Annotated in this window: 17 protein-coding genes and 2 pseudogenes; 11 read left to right on the top strand and 8 right to left on the bottom strand. The window is 57.8% G+C overall.

Features of this window, described 5'->3' with window-relative positions; translation table 11 throughout:
• Positions 1-239 precede the first annotated feature (239 nt).
• Positions 240-2,196 (top strand): annotated as a pseudogene (locus tag RZS32_RS11575) (4Fe-4S binding protein).
• Here the strand turns inward: RZS32_RS11575 and RZS32_RS11570 are convergent.
• A complete protein-coding gene (locus tag RZS32_RS11570) occupies positions 2,190-2,891 on the bottom strand; it encodes a hypothetical protein (RefSeq protein ID WP_339106632.1) in 702 nt (233 codons plus the stop codon). The pseudogene RZS32_RS11575 and the gene RZS32_RS11570 overlap by 7 nt on opposite strands.
• A gap of 122 nt (positions 2,892-3,013) precedes the next feature.
• On the opposite strand from RZS32_RS11570, the gene RZS32_RS11565 reads away from it, so the two are divergent.
• Genes RZS32_RS11565 through RZS32_RS11550 form a run of 4 tightly spaced genes read left to right on the top strand, consistent with a single transcriptional unit; the run spans position 3,014 to position 5,460 of the window.
• Positions 3,014-3,208 (top strand): DUF6494 family protein, encoded by a 195-nt coding sequence (locus RZS32_RS11565; protein WP_317057135.1) that lies wholly within the window; start codon positions 3,014-3,016, stop codon positions 3,206-3,208.
• A gap of 1 nt (position 3,209) precedes the next feature.
• Positions 3,210-4,277, top strand: a complete 1,068-nt coding sequence (locus tag RZS32_RS11560; protein WP_317057134.1) for an Mrp/NBP35 family ATP-binding protein — start codon at positions 3,210-3,212, stop codon at positions 4,275-4,277.
• The gene (locus tag RZS32_RS11555) at positions 4,274-4,984 is read left to right on the top strand and encodes a biotin/lipoate--protein ligase family protein (protein WP_317057133.1); all 711 of its coding nucleotides are present in this window, start codon (positions 4,274-4,276) and stop codon (positions 4,982-4,984) included. The genes RZS32_RS11560 and RZS32_RS11555 overlap by 4 nt, the downstream gene beginning before the upstream one ends.
• Positions 4,981-5,460 carry a DUF6505 family protein gene (locus RZS32_RS11550; protein WP_317057132.1) on the top strand — a complete coding sequence of 160 codons (480 nt, stop codon included), beginning with the start codon at positions 4,981-4,983 and terminating at the stop codon, positions 5,458-5,460. The genes RZS32_RS11555 and RZS32_RS11550 overlap by 4 nt, the downstream gene beginning before the upstream one ends.
• A gap of 36 nt (positions 5,461-5,496) precedes the next feature.
• On the opposite strand, the gene RZS32_RS11545 is transcribed toward RZS32_RS11550, so the two are convergent.
• Both RZS32_RS11545 and RZS32_RS11540 read right to left on the bottom strand, forming a co-directional pair.
• Positions 5,497-6,912: an FAD-binding oxidoreductase gene (locus RZS32_RS11545; RefSeq protein ID WP_317057131.1), complete on the bottom strand. Its 1,416-nt coding sequence runs from the start codon at positions 6,910-6,912 to the stop codon at positions 5,497-5,499.
• 31 nt (positions 6,913-6,943) lie between these two features.
• Positions 6,944-8,905, bottom strand: a complete 1,962-nt coding sequence (locus tag RZS32_RS11540) for an AsmA family protein (protein WP_317057130.1) — start codon at positions 8,903-8,905, stop codon at positions 6,944-6,946.
• A gap of 99 nt (positions 8,906-9,004) precedes the next feature.
• Between RZS32_RS11540 and rimO the strand changes: the two genes are divergently transcribed.
• From rimO to trhA, 3 genes are all read left to right on the top strand, one after another.
• Positions 9,005-10,396, top strand: coding sequence for a 30S ribosomal protein S12 methylthiotransferase RimO (rimO, locus tag RZS32_RS11535; protein ID WP_317057129.1), 1,392 nt, complete (start codon positions 9,005-9,007; stop codon positions 10,394-10,396).
• Between the two features lie 190 nt (positions 10,397-10,586).
• Positions 10,587-11,102, top strand: a complete 516-nt coding sequence (locus RZS32_RS11530) for a hypothetical protein (RefSeq protein ID WP_317057128.1) — start codon at positions 10,587-10,589, stop codon at positions 11,100-11,102.
• A gap of 113 nt (positions 11,103-11,215) precedes the next feature.
• Positions 11,216-11,917: a PAQR family membrane homeostasis protein TrhA gene (gene trhA / locus RZS32_RS11525; RefSeq protein WP_339106631.1), complete on the top strand. Its 702-nt coding sequence runs from the start codon at positions 11,216-11,218 to the stop codon at positions 11,915-11,917.
• Between the two features lie 22 nt (positions 11,918-11,939).
• Here the strand turns inward: trhA and RZS32_RS11520 are convergent, their stop codons facing one another.
• The 5 genes from RZS32_RS11520 to RZS32_RS11500 all read right to left on the bottom strand — a co-directional run bounded on the left by RZS32_RS11520 (position 11,940) and on the right by RZS32_RS11500 (position 13,964).
• Positions 11,940-12,284 (bottom strand): DUF6455 family protein, encoded by a 345-nt coding sequence (locus tag RZS32_RS11520; RefSeq protein WP_317057126.1) that lies wholly within the window; start codon positions 12,282-12,284, stop codon positions 11,940-11,942.
• The gene (locus tag RZS32_RS11515; protein ID WP_317057125.1) at positions 12,281-12,556 is read right to left on the bottom strand and encodes a DUF6455 family protein; all 276 of its coding nucleotides are present in this window, start codon (positions 12,554-12,556) and stop codon (positions 12,281-12,283) included. The genes RZS32_RS11520 and RZS32_RS11515 overlap by 4 nt, the downstream gene beginning before the upstream one ends.
• Positions 12,553-12,822, bottom strand: a complete 270-nt coding sequence (locus RZS32_RS11510; RefSeq protein ID WP_317057124.1) for a DUF6455 family protein — start codon at positions 12,820-12,822, stop codon at positions 12,553-12,555. The genes RZS32_RS11515 and RZS32_RS11510 overlap by 4 nt, the downstream gene beginning before the upstream one ends.
• A gap of 72 nt (positions 12,823-12,894) precedes the next feature.
• Entirely contained in the window at positions 12,895-13,251 is a 357-nt protein-coding gene (locus tag RZS32_RS11505) for a YigZ family protein (RefSeq protein ID WP_317057123.1), read from the bottom strand.
• Positions 13,251-13,964 carry a M48 family metallopeptidase gene (locus tag RZS32_RS11500; protein WP_317057122.1) on the bottom strand — a complete coding sequence of 238 codons (714 nt, stop codon included), beginning with the start codon at positions 13,962-13,964 and terminating at the stop codon, positions 13,251-13,253. The genes RZS32_RS11505 and RZS32_RS11500 overlap by 1 nt, the downstream gene beginning before the upstream one ends.
• 278 nt (positions 13,965-14,242) lie before the next feature.
• Between RZS32_RS11500 and RZS32_RS11495 the strand changes: the two genes are divergently transcribed.
• The 3 genes and pseudogenes from RZS32_RS11495 (at position 14,243) to RZS32_RS11485 (ending at position 15,838) form a co-directional block, all read left to right on the top strand.
• On the top strand, positions 14,243-14,482 hold the full coding sequence (locus RZS32_RS11495) for a hypothetical protein (protein ID WP_317057121.1): 240 nt from the start codon (positions 14,243-14,245) through the stop codon (positions 14,480-14,482).
• A gap of 86 nt (positions 14,483-14,568) precedes the next feature.
• A pseudogene (locus RZS32_RS11490) lies at positions 14,569-15,146 on the top strand (nitroreductase family protein).
• A complete protein-coding gene (locus RZS32_RS11485) occupies positions 15,143-15,838 on the top strand; it encodes an EI24 domain-containing protein (protein WP_317057119.1) in 696 nt (231 codons plus the stop codon). Before RZS32_RS11490 ends, RZS32_RS11485 begins: the two are co-directional and overlap by 4 nt.
• The last annotated feature ends 4 nt before the right edge of the window (positions 15,839-15,842 follow it).

Raw genomic sequence — 15,842 nt, 5'->3', positions numbered from 1 at the left:
AGTCAGGGGCCCTACCCCCTCCGCTGATGGACAGAATGTCCGAATTCCGCTGGGGTTGTTCAGCAGACCTTGAAAGATGACGGTGATGCGACAAAGAATCACACGCCCGGTAAAAAGCTCGAAACGCGTTTCCATGCCAGAGATCAGGCTCAATATGGTCTCCTTCAACGGCGTCGAACGGCGTGGAATGCGCACACAATCATCGCGGCAAACCACCGGCGGGGGAGCGCCAGTCAAACATGTCTAAAAGACTGATTTTATGTAATTGTTCCGGAACACAAGACATTGACAGTGACGCCCTGTCAGAGGCGACAGGCCTGAGCTGCAGCCGCACGTTTTCTGGCCTTTGCACCACCCAAATGGAAGAGGCCGCCAAAGCCATTGCAACCGGCGATGCAATTCTATGCTGCCAACAGGAACAACGCCTTTTTGAAGAGCTTGCCGCCGAGGTTGAGGTTGATGCCCCCCGCTCACCGACCTCCGGGATCGTGCGGGCTGGTCCGATGACCCGCGCAGCAAACTGCCCAAAATGGCCGCGCTTTTGGCCGAAGCCGCCCTTTCCGTTCCGTCCGAGAAATCTGTTGATGTTGTCTCAGAAGGCATGTGCCTGATCATCGGAGCGTCCGGTGTCGCACTTGAAGCCGCTCGGAAGCTGCAAAATGCCCTCAGCGTCACGGTGCTTTTGACAGACGATGCTGGCCCGAGCGATGACCGCGGCTTTGACGTCATCAAAGGACAGCTCAAAACGGCACATGGTGCTTTAGGCGCCTTTGAGTTGCGTATCGATGCCCTGCAACAGGTCAACCCCGCAGGTCGTGGTGCACTCACATGGACCGAGCCCAAAGACGGCGCGCGCAGCGAATGTGACATCCTCTTGGACCTTTCAGGCAACACACCGTTGTTCCCTGCTCCACAAAAACGCGAAGGATATCTGCGCGCCGATCCTGGTAGCCTGACGGCCGTCGCCGACGCTGTTTTGGAAGCGTCACAGCTGGTTGGCACCTTCGAAAAGCCACTTTACGTCGCGCTCGAACCCCTCATCTGCGCCCATTCCCGTGCCGAAAAGATTGGATGCAGCAACTGTCTGAATGTTTGCCCCACCGGAGCCATCACACCCGACGGAAACCATGTCGCCATCGACCCGATGATCTGTGCTGGATGTGGAGCGTGTGCGGCTCTCTGCCCGTCCGGCGCAATCACCTATGACACGCCCAGCCCAGGCACCATGTTCCGCCGTATTCAAACACTGGCCAGTACGTTCCTGTCCACAGGCGGAGAAGCACCCGCCTTCTCGTGCATGATCAGGATCACGGCCGTCAGATGATTGCCATGGCTGCGCGTTATGGCAAGGGCCTGCCCGCTGATGTGATCCCGCTCGACGTCACCGCACTCAGCGGATTTGGCCATGCCGAAATGCTAGCGGCTCTGGCCTCAGGCTTTGCTGAAGTCTCACTCCTTCTGTCGCCCACGACAGAACGTGACGCGTTGGATCGCGAAGTTCCCCTGGCGCGTGCCATCGGTGGCGAAGACCGTATTAACGTGTTTGACGTGGCCGATCCCGATATGCTGTGTGAATTGCTCTACGATTTCCCGGCAAAACACGCGTCGGTCGAGGACCCCATACTGCCCATGGGCAGCCGCCGTCAGGTCGCGCGCCTTGCCGCCAAGGCATTGCACGGTGATCAGAAGGTTCTCCCGCTGCCAGAAGATGCGCCCTATGGTGCCGTTCTGGTGGACACAGACGCCTGCACGCTCTGCCTCAGTTGCGTCTCGCTGTGCCCCTCTGGCGCGCTGGTTGAAAACCCGGACAAACCCGAGCTGAGATTTCAGGAAGACGCCTGTCTGCAATGCGGGCTGTGTTCCAACGTGTGCCCAGAGGCGGCCATCACCTACGAGCCGCGTCTCAACCTCACCGATGCCGCCCTCACGCAGGTTGTCCTCAATGAGGAAGAACCCTTTGAATGCGTCGAATGCGGCGTGCCCTTCGGCGTGAAATCAACCATCGAGAAGATCACCGAAAAGCTGGCAGGCAAACACTCCATGTTTGGCTCAGAGTCCGCAGCGCGCATGATCCAGATGTGCGACGATTGTCGCGTGAAAGCGCAGTTCCATTCCAAGGATAACCCATTCGCCGGCGGCGAACGCCCCGCTGTGCGCACCACGGATGACTATTTTTCAAAGCGCAGGGATCATTGATGCTCGACAGGTGCGCCAAGGTCGGCTGGCGGGATGATCTGCACATAGGCCAGGATCGCTTCGAGATCATCCAAGGTGATCTCGACCGGCACAATCGGCGAGGGCCGGTTGGTCGGGAAGGGCGGCGTCACCTCGTCAACCTGCGTGAAGGCCGGGTGCGGATTGAGAACGTAAAACGATTGAAACCGCGTGTCCCAATCTTTCATTGCCCGCAGGGCGAAGAAACTGGGCGTCGACCCGATTGTGTTGATCCGCGTGGCCTCGTTTACCGCGTGACACCGCCCGCAATGGGTGATCGACAAATCCTCGCCTTTAATGGCGTCTCCGTCGAAGCTGATCGCGGCCACCTCGACCTCGCCTTCGGCAGGCAAAGAAAACGGCGCAACACCATCCACCTGGAAACTGGTGACGGTGCGCTGTCCCACCTGAGACCGCAGCCAGTCAGAAAACCGTTGGGCACCGGCATGGTCCGAATTCGCCACGCCCAAACGCCATGTCGCTTTGGGCCCGGTAAACACACGCGGACCGTCTGCATCCGGCGCAAGGATCAGATCAGCCTTCTCGCCTTCTCCGACCACGGCCAGCCGCACGCCCGTCTTGAGCGAAAAGCGCGGCAGCACGTATTTGAGCAGACCGCTGTCAACAAGGGATTGAGGCACGCTCAGCCTGACCTCGCCTTCGGCCATGGCCGACATAGGGCCGAGCCCCATAACAAGGGCGACAAGGCCCGCGCAAAAGGATAAACACACCTGTCGCATGGCATAAGGTTAAGAAAACTCAAGCCACTGCGTCAACGACCTTGAAGAGGAAGAGAACAATGAACGAAGATTTCAACATGTCGATGCGCAAGTTTCTCAAACAGGTCGGCGTGACCTCGCAGCAGGCGATTGAGAACGGAATCCGTGATGCCGGCGATACCGCGGGCAAGGAATACAAGGCCAAGGTTGTCCTGACCATCGAAGGTCTGGACGTGGAACATGTGGTAACAGGAACGATCAAGGGCGGCGAATAAAGTGGCATTGACGAGAGAGAGCGTGCTGGACGCGCTCAAGACGATCAAAGACCCGGTGAGTGGCGATGACATCGTTGCAGCGGGTGTGACACGCGGTTTGAACGTCGAGGGCACGGCTGTGCGCTTCGTGATGGAAATCGACCCGGCCAAGGCAGACCTCTATCAACCCGCACAGGCCGATGCAGAGGCCGCCATCAAGGCGCTTGATCCCAACGCGGTCGTGTCGGCTGTCTTGACAGCGCACTCCGCCAAGTCACCACCGCCCGATCTCAAACCACAGCGCAAAGCAGAACCTCAGGGTCCCCAGCAAGTGCCGGGTGTCAATCACATCGTCGCCATTGCCTCGGGCAAAGGTGGCGTCGGCAAATCCACTGTTTCGGCCAACATCGCTTGCGCGCTCGCCGCCGAAGGGCGCCGCGTGGGCCTTCTGGATGCCGATGTCTATGGTCCGTCCCAACCGCGGATGCTGGGCGTGTCTGGCCGCCCGGCAAGCCCCGATGGCAAAACCATTCTACCCATGCGCAATCACGGTGTGACGATGATGTCATTGGGCCTGATGACCAACGAAGATCAGGCTGTCGTTTGGCGTGGTCCCATGCTCATGGGCGCGCTGCAGCAAATGCTGATGCAGGTGCAATGGGGTGCGCTTGATTGCTTGCTCGTAGATCTGCCCCCCGGCACCGGTGATGTGCAAATGACGCTCGCGCAAAAGGCGCATGTGGATGGCGCCATCATCGTCTCAACGCCTCAGGATGTCGCTCTTCTGGATGCACGAAAAGGCATTGATATGTTTAATCAATTACACGTTCCCATACTTGGAATGATCGAGAACATGTCAACCCATATCTGCTCCAACTGCGGCCACGAAGAACACGTTTTCGGCCATGGCGGCGTTAAGGCCGAGGCGGAAAAGATGGGCGTGCCTCTGCTGGCTGAAGTGCCGCTGCACATAGACATCCGTACGGCCGCCGATGGCGGCGCACCCATCGTGGTCTCCAAACCTCAGGCCGCGCAGTCGCAAGCCTTCCGCGATGTCGCACGCAAGCTGATTGAGATTGGCGTGGCATGAGTGAAGCACCTGCATTCCCGCCCTTAATGCAAGGGCACGCGGTGGATGCCGGGATCGACCCTTTTGAGAAGGCCTGTGCAATGGCCGCGCTTGGCTGTGACGCGGGCACCATTGTCTACAGCGTCGGGGTCAACCGCCTGGCCGGCGCTTTGGTCATGGCCCCCGAAGTGCCGCTGGAAGAGGCAATGGCCATGCTGCCTACCTGCGGTGTCGGCTTCCAAAATGCGCTCGGCGCACTGGCGCCACCCGAAGTGGCGGTGCATCTGGAATGGGCAGGCGGCTTGCGCGTCAACGGGGCGTCCTGTGGTCGTATGCGCGCCATGGCTGGCTCTGATGACCCCAAAGAGATGCCCGGCTGGCTCGTGGTGGGGTTCGAACTCCCATTGGTTCTTCTCAGCGCGGTCCCCGGTGACGACCCTGACCAGACCGCGCTCTACGAGGAAGGCTGCGCAGATGTGGACCCCACCCAGCTTCTGGAAAGCTGGGCCAGACATACACTGGTCTGGATCAACCGCTGGGAAGACGAAGGATCGCGCCCCTTGCACGCCGAATGGCGTGGCCTTGCGCACGCCATGGGCGAAGAGGTCGAGATCAACGGCCAGACCGGCACGTTCCTCGGCGTAGATGAAAATTTCGGGATGCTCCTGCGCTCTGGCGAAACCACAGACCTTGTCCCGCTCAGCTCAGTTCTGGAGTCCCAATCATGAAACTCGCCCGCGCCATCCATTTCGATGAAAGCGACACTCGCGTCTACCACTCTCCGGCGCGCACCGGTGAATGGTGCATCTCTGGCGGTTTTGAGTTTTCCAACTGGGCCGAGGCGGACCTGACCGGCAAACAGCGTCAGGCCTTTTCCAACGGTTGGCTCGGCCTGGAGACCTTCGGGCGTGTGACATTCGTCGCTGTCACCCAGGTCGAAGAGGCAGAACGCGCAACCCTCACAGATGCGCTGGCACAGCATTTTGTCGACATATACGGTGCGCCAGACCTTGACGCGGCCCGCCCTGTCGCCGCCAACGAAATCGCGCAAATGGTCGACCTCTGCGACGATCACGACGCCAACACCCTGCTGACCGTAGCCCGTGAACTCACCGATGCAGGGGTGCGCGAAACCTACCGCGTCATCGACGCTCAGGAAGCAGGCCTCGAACAATTTGCGATCCACGGCTCGCTTGACGAATAAGCGGCTTCTTTCTTGTCAAAAATACCCAAACGGCGGTCAGCCCCGTAGAATAACGCCCGGATTCATGATCCCACGCGGGTCCAGCGCCGCTTTGATGGCCCGCATCGCCGATAGCTTGGCCGGATCGCCATAACGCTCCAAGTCCTCAACCTTGAGCCGCCCAACGCCGTGCTCGGCTGACACCGATCCGCCCATCTGGTGCACCAGATCATGCACCGTGCGCTTGACCACATCACGTTGTGCCACATAGGCGCCCCGCATCTCGCCCATCGGAGGGAAAACATTGTAATGCAGGTTTCCATCCCCCAAATGGCCAAAGCAATTCACCCGGTAGGGCTCCAGCGCCGCAATGGCCTCATTGCCACGTGCTATGAAATCTGGAACCACGCTCAGGGGCACTGAGATATCATGACTGCTGACGGACCCAATCCGCCGGTTTGCCTCTGGAATGCTCTCTCGCACTGCCCAAAATGCTTGTCGCTGGGCGTCTGACTGCGCAATCAGCCCGTCAGAGGCCAATCCTTTGTCCAACGCCTCTGCAAACAGCGCCTCCAGCGCCCCCGCCGGGTCAAGCCCACGCGCCAGCCCAATGTCGATAAGGACAAACCAGTCGGGCAAATCAGCAAACGGCAAACGCACATCCGGCATCGTTTCATTCAGAAACTCCAGCCCGGTGCGATGCATCAATTCAAAGGCTGAAATACCCTCACCCAGATGATCACGCCCCAGTGCCAAGAGAGATAGCGCCGCCTCCGGTCCGGGCACCACCATCAGTGCTGTACCCTCCAACGCCGGCCTCGGGTATAGCTTCAACGCCGCCGCCGTGATCACCCCAAGACTGCCTTCAGAACCGATCAAGAGGTTGCGCAGATCATAGCCGCTATTGTCCTTGCGCAGCCGTTTAAGCCCATGAAAAATATCACCATTGGGCAATACCGCCTCAACCCCAAGGCACAGGTCGCGCGCATTGCCATACCTTAGAACATTCACGCCACCGGCGTTTGTCGCAAGATTGCCCCCGATTTGTGCACTGCCTTTGGCCGCGATAGTGAGCGGGAAAAGCCGATCCACCCCTGACGCGGCATCATGAATATCCGACAGGATCGCGCCCGCCTCGACAACCATGACGTTTTCCTCTGGCCAGATCCCACGCACCGCGCGCATCCGTTCCAGGCTGAGCAAAACCGGGGCCGGACCTTCCATCGCAATCTGTCCACCGACAAGCCCCGTGCCGCCTCCATAGGGTACCAACGGCACACGTGCCTCATGTGCCTTACGCACAACCGTCGCCACCTCGTCTGTGGTCCCGGGTCGCAGCAAAAGCCCCGCCTGTCCCTGCCATCGGCCTCGCGGCTCTTCCAGATAGCCCGGCGTGACTTCACCAAAACATGGGCCTGGCAACTGCGCACGCAGCTCAGATTCAAACTCAGGTGTCACAGGGTTCAAGGTCATGCAACGGGCCTAAATCGCACGACCTTCAAGGTCAATCAAAGAGGTTGCGCAACCCGCGACCCAGCTCTTTCTTGAGCGCATCTTCCGCAGCATCTTCAAGCGACTGGCCATCTTCCCGATCAAGCCCCAACTCCTTCTCAAGCGTGCGTTCCACCTCTTGCTTGGCTTTCTCTTCCAGCTCTTTCTTCTCTGCGGCAAGGTTCAGATCGATGGCCTTCTCCAGATCAGGCTGGATACGGACATTTGACCAGGGCCCACGCAGTCGCACTGGAATGGCAAGCCCACGGCCATCTCCGCTGTCGAGTAAGATCGGAGTGAAAGTGTAGTCAATATCGCGCGCACCCAATCCAACACGCCCTTCACCGCTCGCCGACGCTTGTGGCAAGCGCATGCTCAGATCATTGTTAAACATGTTCCCGTTTTCCATTCGGAAAGTTGCCGACATGGTATCAAACACGGTGGTTCCGCCACCGGGCTGCCCGCCACGCATGATCCGGTCCAAATCAAAGCCCGAAATCACCCCGCGCGCCATGCTCACCGCACCATCACCGGAAAGCGAATTCATGATTGCATGCACAGATGCTCCAGAGGCGAGAAACGACACATTACCATTGGCATTGCCTGACAGTCTTGAAACGTCCATCGCATCCTTGAGGAAACGCTCAAGATCGATACCATTGGCTGTCATCGTACCGCCCACCGACAGACCCGAACGATTGTTCATGACGAATTCGCCGGTGATCAGCCCAGCATAGGCCTGCACCTCGCGCAGTTGAAACACTAGGCGTGACCGATCGAGCGACGCCAGCGTCCGCGTCTTTCCGAGCTTGAAGTCGCCTAGATCAATGCTGTCCGCCACAAGGGCAAATTCACCATCCACAGCTCCCAGACCTGAGGCGTTGATGGGTGATTTGGACCATCCGCTGGAGGCATCGGAGCTTGCTGATGAGCCGTTTCCAGAGCTTTCATTGTTCGCGCTGCTCAATCCGGTCAAATCCAGCGCACCAGCGTTCAGTTGAACATTCAGCCGCGGTTTTGCGCCAGACATATCGACATCCGCCGCCCCGGTGAACGCGTTTCCGTCCAATTGCAACCGCGTGTCTCGCAATGACAAGCGTCGCTCATTCGTAAACGTGACAGACGTATCAAGCTTGGCCGCACGTCCAAGCCCGCGCGGAATCTCCATCGGGCCAAGGCCCAAAGCCACCATCAAGGCCGAGGTGTCTTTCGCATCGGCCGAAAAGGTTCCGGCAAACTCGGGCGTGGACCCTGCTTTCCCTGTAAAATTCGCCGTTCCCGCCGATGTGCTTACAGTCGCGACGACATCCGATACACCGCCCGAGATAAAGTGCCCCACACGTTCCAGCTTACCCTTGACGCTGACGCGTTCGCCCGCTGGCTGAAGTCCAAGTTCAAACTCCGCGGCACCCTCATAGTCCGGCCAGCGCAGGTCAAAATCCACACCGGATTGCTGTGTCGTGGTGCCGTTCAATTCATCAACAAAGCTGAAAGACGCATTTTGAATCAAGGCCCTGTCCAGGGTGAGAGCAAGCCGTGATGACCGCGCAGGCGCACCATCATCCGATTGCCCCGATGGCGCCACACCCTCGACACCCAATTCCCAGTTCACCCGGCCGTTTTTGTCGCGTCGCAAGTTGATCTGTGGGCCAATCGCCTCGAGCCCGGTAATGCGAATATCTCCGCCAAAGAGCGCCTGCGGCTCCACACCGATCTTCAAGCTCTCGGCCTGAAACATGGGCGTATCCCCAGCCCAATCCGCGTTGGCCACGGTCACAGCACCTGTGCTAATCCCCAAAACTGGATAGAAACTGACGGTCGTGTCACCGGTCATTGTGACCTGCCGCCCGGTCATGTTGCTGATCTGATCCGCAGCGATCTTGGCAATCCGGTCACCCGGAAGCAGAAAAACCGACACCACTGCAAGCAAGGCCACGACAATCAACAGGCCCAAAAGGCGGACAATCCAACGCATACTGCTCTCCTTGATTGATCTTAACTTAAGAACCACACAATCCCGCAACAACAGTTTTTCGGCTTTTGATCACATTGGCGTGCCGCTATATCGCGGATTATGTCACCGAACCCGCCCAACCTAAGACCGGATCTGGCGCAGCCGCGCGTCAAGCCTGAGCAGCGCAGCGATCAGCCTGTGATCGGCATGGTCTCGCTGGGGTGTCCAAAAGCGTTGGTGGACAGCGAACGCATCCTGACTCGGCTCCGCGCTGAAGGTTATGGCATTTCACCCGACTATACCGGTGCGGACGCCGTGATCGTGAACACCTGCGGGTTTCTCGATTCCGCCAAGGCCGAAAGCCTGGATGCCATCGGTGAGGCACTGCGCGAAAACGGGCGTGTGATCGTAACAGGCTGTTTGGGCGCCGAAGAAGACTACATCACCGGCGCGCATCCCAGCGTTCTGGCTGTGACCGGTCCGCACCAGTACGAACAGGTTCTGGATGCCGTGCATCAGGCCGTTCCACCAAAACCCAACCCGTTTGTGGACCTGCTGCCCGAAACCGGTGTCAAACTGACACCGCGGCACTATTCGTACCTTAAGATTTCCGAGGGCTGTAACCACAAGTGCAAGTTCTGCATCATCCCCGACATGCGCGGCAAGCTGGCCTCTCGGCCCGGCCACGCCGTCCTGCGCGAAGCCACGGCGTTGGTCGAAAACGGCGTACGCGAACTTTTGGTAATCTCCCAAGATACAAGTGCTTACGGGTTGGACCGAAAGTATGACGTGAACAGCTGGAACGATGTCGAACTGCGCAGTCACATCGTCGATCTGTCCAGAGAACTCGGCAAGCTCGGTGCATGGATCCGCCTGCACTATGTCTATCCCTACCCGCATGTGCGTGAGTTGATCCCGCTCATGGCCGACCCTGACAATGGCCTCCTGCCCTATCTCGACATTCCGTTTCAACACGCCCATCCTGACACATTGAAACGCATGGCGCGTCCGGCCGCTGGGGCCAAAACGCTCGACGAAATCGCAGCCTGGCGCGCGATTTGTCCTGAGATCGCCATCCGCTCGACCTTTATCGTGGGATACCCCGGTGAAACCGAGGAAGAATTCCAGACTCTTCTCGATTGGCTGCAAGAAGCACAGCTTGATCGTGTCGGGTGTTTTCAATATGAAAACGTTGAAGGCGCGCGCGCCAACGCCTTGCCAGATCATGTGCCCGAAGAGGTCATGCAAGACCGATGGAACCGGTTTATGGAAACAGCTCAAGCCATTTCTGTGGATAAACTTGCTGCAAAGGTTGGATCACGGCAAGACGTCATCGTGGACGATATTGACGAGGATGGCATCGCCACCTGCCGCACAAAGGCCGACGCCCCAGAAATCGACGGCTGTCTCTTCATAGATGAAAATACCGAGAGCCTGTCGGTCGGAGACATTGCCACCGTCGAGGTGGACGAGGCTGGCGATTACGATCTTTGGGGCCGGTTGATCCGCTGACGTGTCATCACCCACGTCTTTTCAATACATTTCAGAACAACACCAAACCGTCATTGCATGTTTCGGTTTTGTAATGATTCACACCGCTGCGTGCAGTCATGTTTCCAACGGTTGAAACTGATGCCCGGAACTCCGAGGTCATGGCCAGACACAACAATCCGCACACGGCGGTATACAAAGGAAACGGACAATGACCGATATCGCAACACCTACATCCCGCGGATGGGCCCTGCCCTCCATCTCCGTCAACACTCTCATGCTAATCCTGCTCGGCGGGGCCGCTGGCACACTGGCCTTCGACCTCTTTGGCCGCGCCATTTCACCGCTCCTTGGTTTTGCCTCTTTGGCACCCGTAGGCCTGGCACGCGGATTTCTCGGCGCGCTCGACCTTCCCAACAGCGCAGCCTACGGTCACCTGATGCACCTCTTCTTTGTTGGCCTGCTGGCCTATCCAATCGGCTGGCTCTTCGTGGCGCGCCCAGTGTTGGCGCGCGTGATGCCCAGCTTGCACTGGCTGCCTGCCTCGGTCGCGTATGGCATCGGACTTTGGGTGTTTGCCATCGGTGGCATCGCTACATTCGCAGGCAACGCGCCGTTCCTGAACTTCACCGGGATCACCTGGGTGGCGCTCGCAGGCCACGTTCTTTACGCCATCGTGACAGCCGCAACAATTGCCTATCTGGAGCGCCTTCAGAACGCCCGCTGATAGCAAATTTGCAACGCACAGGCCCCGTCCCTCCGGCCTGTGCGTTGCTAAATCCTTAAAACAATGTGTTAAACTCGAGTCAAAAAGGAAGAAAGGCTCAACGAAGTTGCGACATGTCTTTGCCATGCTGGAGCCGGGAAAACCGGCTTATCCAAACGCAGGAGGCCCGTCAGGTGTCATATCCGGACTATACGCGCGCTGAACGCATTGCCGACGGCATCGTACATGTGATCGGTGTCACCGCTGCTCTCGCCGGGGTAGCATTGGTGTTTTTCTACGGTCTGAACCATATGAGCTACGGCATGACGATTGCCATGACCGTCTACTGCATAGCCTTGGTTCTCATGCTGAGTGCGTCTGCCGCCTACCACATGGCCGCGCACACGCCCGCCCGGCCGGTTTTGCGACGACTGGACCATGCCGCCATCTATATAAAGATCGCAGGAACCTTAACACCTCTGGGTGTCTTGTTGGGTGACGTCTTTGCGTACAGCATCCTGGCGCTTATCTGGCTTCTGGCATTAAAGGGGGCCGCTAACAAATTACGCGCAGCACCCGGCGAAATGACCACTGAGTGGGTGCCACAGGTGGCGTTAGGTTGGCTTGGACTGGCCCTGATCATCCCGCTCAGCCGCGCTTTGCCAGAGCTGAGTCTGAACCTGATCATAGCCGGGGGCATCATCTATACCTCGGCTGTCGTATTCTATTGCTGGGAAAACTTGCGTTATGCCAACGCGATATGGCACGCCTTCGTGCTGATCGCGACAACCTGTTGCTTTGTGGGGATTTCGGGGGCTATGGCAGGGCCAGTCTAGACGTCTCATAGCCTCGTGACTTTTAAATTTCTTGATCGAAAACCTGACCCGTATGTGTCTCGCGCCGCGCTTTAGCCACGAATTTTTTGCGCATCACTTTCGCGCGCGACAGACGGTTGAACGTCTCGGCATTCGGACAAAAATCAGGGGCGCAGTCGCTTCCAGCGCTGCAATTCGCAAGCCAGGCTACACATTCCTCCACGTGCTTGCACGCCCGACACCGCGTGACGAGCGTCGCATACTCTTTTGCTGTGAGATCTTTTTCCAGCATCGATTCGGAAAGATTGACGTCCAAACTGCGAGCCAGAGAGCGATTGATCCAGAAATGTCGGTCCGCGTCGCCAAGGGATCTGTTATGTACCGTCATGCCAATGCACCTTGTTTTGCGGACAGCCCAGCCAATGCCGCGCGATTGCGGCACTGCATCGGGCATTCATCCCCACGTTTCGCGGCTCGCAGCCACTTGCGGCATCCACCCACCCACTCGCATCCGCGGCAGGATGTTACCATTCCGGACCAGTCTTCTTGCTCCAGGCTCTCAGAATCGAAGACGGCTGCGAAATCCACTTCGATCACTTTCCCCATGTTCTGCAACAGCATGGTATGATCTTGCACAGAGCCAAGCGCGAGGTGCTTCATGCCCGTTTCCCCTTGATCAGAGTGTCGAACATGGAGGCATTCCGGCACATGACAGGCGTCGATGAAGCTCCGACACCTTGATGCGCTTGCAGCCAAAGCTCACACCCTTCAGGATCGGCGCAGCCTGTACAGCCAAGTACCGCCTCTGACAACGTCGAGGGATCAAGCAGACCCTCCAAAACCTTTTCTTCGAGATCGACACCCAGCGTCTCGGCCATTCGGTCGACAAGATCTGCGTGGTGTTTGATTGTTATTGTATCGGCCATGTTTGACCTTTCGAAAACCTGTTGCACCAAGATCATGATGACCCAGCCCGGTTTTCAAAACATTGATCTGTGTCAATAACCCCGCGCGTCAAAATACGCCTGAACGCAATCCTGGACGTGTCGAAACCGATCTCCACCCAAATGTTTGCCTCCATACCAACGGGTTACAACAATAACATGATCGAAAAGCTGCGCGCGCTCCAGCATGCGCATAATCACCATTCCAGCGCCTGCCTCACCATCATCTGATTTAAGAGGCGTGCCATCCCTTTGCAAAACAGCCCATGTGTTATGCGTCGCGCGCGCAAATTTCTTGTCTTTTTTCAAATCCTTAAGAAAGACATCCACAGCCTCGCGGCTCACAGCAGAGCCTCCCGAAACCGCATATTTCGAGCCCCGGTCATTCACAACATTCTTGATTTGATACATCAGAGCCCGGCGTTTACCCGACGCACGGTTTGAATCCGTTCCGCATTTGGCGGATGCGACCCCAGGAAACGATCACCGGGATCCGGAATCCGATTAAAGAACTCCGCACCTCGGACAGGATTGTACCCAGAACGCCGCGCGATCACCGTACCCAGCGCATCTGCCTCCAGTTCAAAATCCTTGGAATACGTCCGCGCGCCGACTGTTGCGCCAACATTCGCGGCGGCATCCACTGCGCCTGATCCCGCACCGGCAAGCGTGGCCAACCCGCCGAGAATGATGGCACCGGCCGTCGCGTTTTGCTGCTGACGCGGGATGTGGCCGGCAATGTGGTGCGCCGCTTCGTGGCTCAGAACAAAGGCGATTTCATCGGAGTTGCGCATATCCGCCAGAATCGCAAGATTGAATGCAAGGACGGGACGTCCATTTTTGTCGAGTGTCTGATACGCGTTGGCAGGCTGATTGGGGCGTCTGTCAATCACGATGTTAAAGTCGCAATTCGCATTTTTCCTTTGGTTGCGGCAGAATCGCTCCGCCACAGGCTCGACGCGCGCAATTACTTGCCGAAAGCGTGCCACCTGCGCATCCGTCGGTGTGCTGGACGCTGTGCCTGCTGCACGTTGTTGCGGTGCAGGTTGCTGCGGCGCAGACCCTTCCGTCGTTGTAACGCACCCGGCCAGAAGCGACGCAAAAATCAAGCCAATCCAACGCATAATGCTCATCCCATCACTAAACTCGGACTGTATTCTAGCAGGGAATCCAAGTCCCGCCAGCCCTGTTCAAACAAACCAGGGATTTCAGTCGCCCCTTGCCGATTGCTTTCGTGACGAGAGCCAAGCATTGCTGCATAAAGCGTTCGATCAAAAACCTGTCTCACAGCTTTTGGTCGACCGCAGTGCGACATTTGAATGTTGCACGCGCCCTGCCTTTACTTGATGATTCATGCTAAATGCCGGACGCTTTAGTCGCAACAAACACCAGGGGTCCGAGAATGTTTTCAATCGAGCACGAATTTGATGCCACCGTTGTCACCTTGGTGGACGAAGGACAGCCCCCTCTTCTTGAAGATGTGGTCATAAACGCATTCGAGGAATGCGTGACAATCGAACAATTCGACCAGCGCACAGATAACGTGCAAAAAGTCACGCTAAGCATGGCGCAGTTGCGCGATCTGCAGGCCGCGCTGAACCTGCCGGAAGGGGTCTACAAGCTGTCTGCACAACCCAGCTAAGTACAGAGGCTTCCGGCGTGTTACGTCTTGACCTAAGTGCCCACCAACCCGACATCTTCCCAAAAGATCACTGCAAAAGGCCCAATATGCCCAATCCAAACCCCGCTGCGATGGAGTTTTTGCTTACGCGCCGCTCCCGACCCGCGAAAACTCTCGACTTACCGATCCCGAAACCCGCGGACCTGCATCCACTACTAACGGCAGCGGGGCGCAGCCCAGATCATGGCAAACTAGAACCATGGCGTTTTATTGTTTTGGAGCGCGCGGCTTTGTCCCGTTTGGCAAACCTTGTCGACGCGCGGGGCGCAAAACTCAATCGCAGCCCAGAAGACATCGCAAAGGCCCGCATGCAATTCGCCGATGGCCGTCTGGCAGTCGCAGTTATCGAAGCACAAAAACCGTCGGAAAATATTCCACCCCTGGAACAGACCTATTCGGCAGGTGCGGCCTGTCTGGCTTTGTTGAACGCAGCCCTGGCCTCTGGCTGGGGGCGAATTGGCTTAGTGGCTGGCCTGCGCATGATCGCGGCTTCGTCGAAGAGGGCCTTGGGCTCGCAGCACACGAACGCGTCGCCGGGTTCATCCATATCGGCACAGAACGCAGCACACCGCCCGAACGCCCTCGCCCCGACATCGACGCCATCACGACCTGGATGTCTGAATGATTTTCGCAAGCTTTTTCAAAGCACTGTCGCAAATCAGCGACCCACGGTTCCGCAAGGTTCTGATGCTCGGCATCGGCCTGACTCTGGTTCTTCTCATTGCCGCCACTGCTGCATTTCTGATGCTGATCCAATGGCTGGCGAGGGACACAACCGAGGTCTGGCTCATCGGCGAAGTGCAATGGCTTGATGACCTGCTGGGATGGACGGGCTTACTGGCCATGTTTGTGCTGTCCATCTTCCTCATGGTGCCGGTCGCATCGGCCATCACATCGATGTTTCTGGATGAGGTCGCCCAAGCCGTTGAGGACAAGCACTATCGCGATCTTCCCCCGGCCATGAAAGTGTCCATGTGGGATGCAACACGCGACACCGTGAACTTTCTAGGCGTGCTCGTCGGCGCGAACATTCTGGCGCTCATTCTGTACGCCTTTGTGCCGCCTCTGATGCTCTTCATATTCTGGGGCATGAACGGCTATCTTCTGGGCCACGAGTATTTCCAACTCGCCGCCATGCGCCGCGTCGGGCGCGCCAAAGCCCGTGACATGCGCAAAGCAAACCGTGGCACGATCTGGTTGGCGGGCATCCTGATGGCCGTTCCGCTCTCGGTGCCGCTGATCAACCTGCTGATCCCAATCCTGGGCGCGGCCACATTCACCCACATCTTCCATGGGCTGAAAAACCGCACCGCTTGAACAG

Source organism: Roseovarius sp. W115 (genome assembly GCF_032842945.2).
In the GTDB taxonomy this organism is placed as follows: domain Bacteria; phylum Pseudomonadota; class Alphaproteobacteria; order Rhodobacterales; family Rhodobacteraceae; genus Roseovarius; species Roseovarius rhodophyticola.
This window is presented reverse-complemented; position numbering and strand designations above follow the sequence as displayed.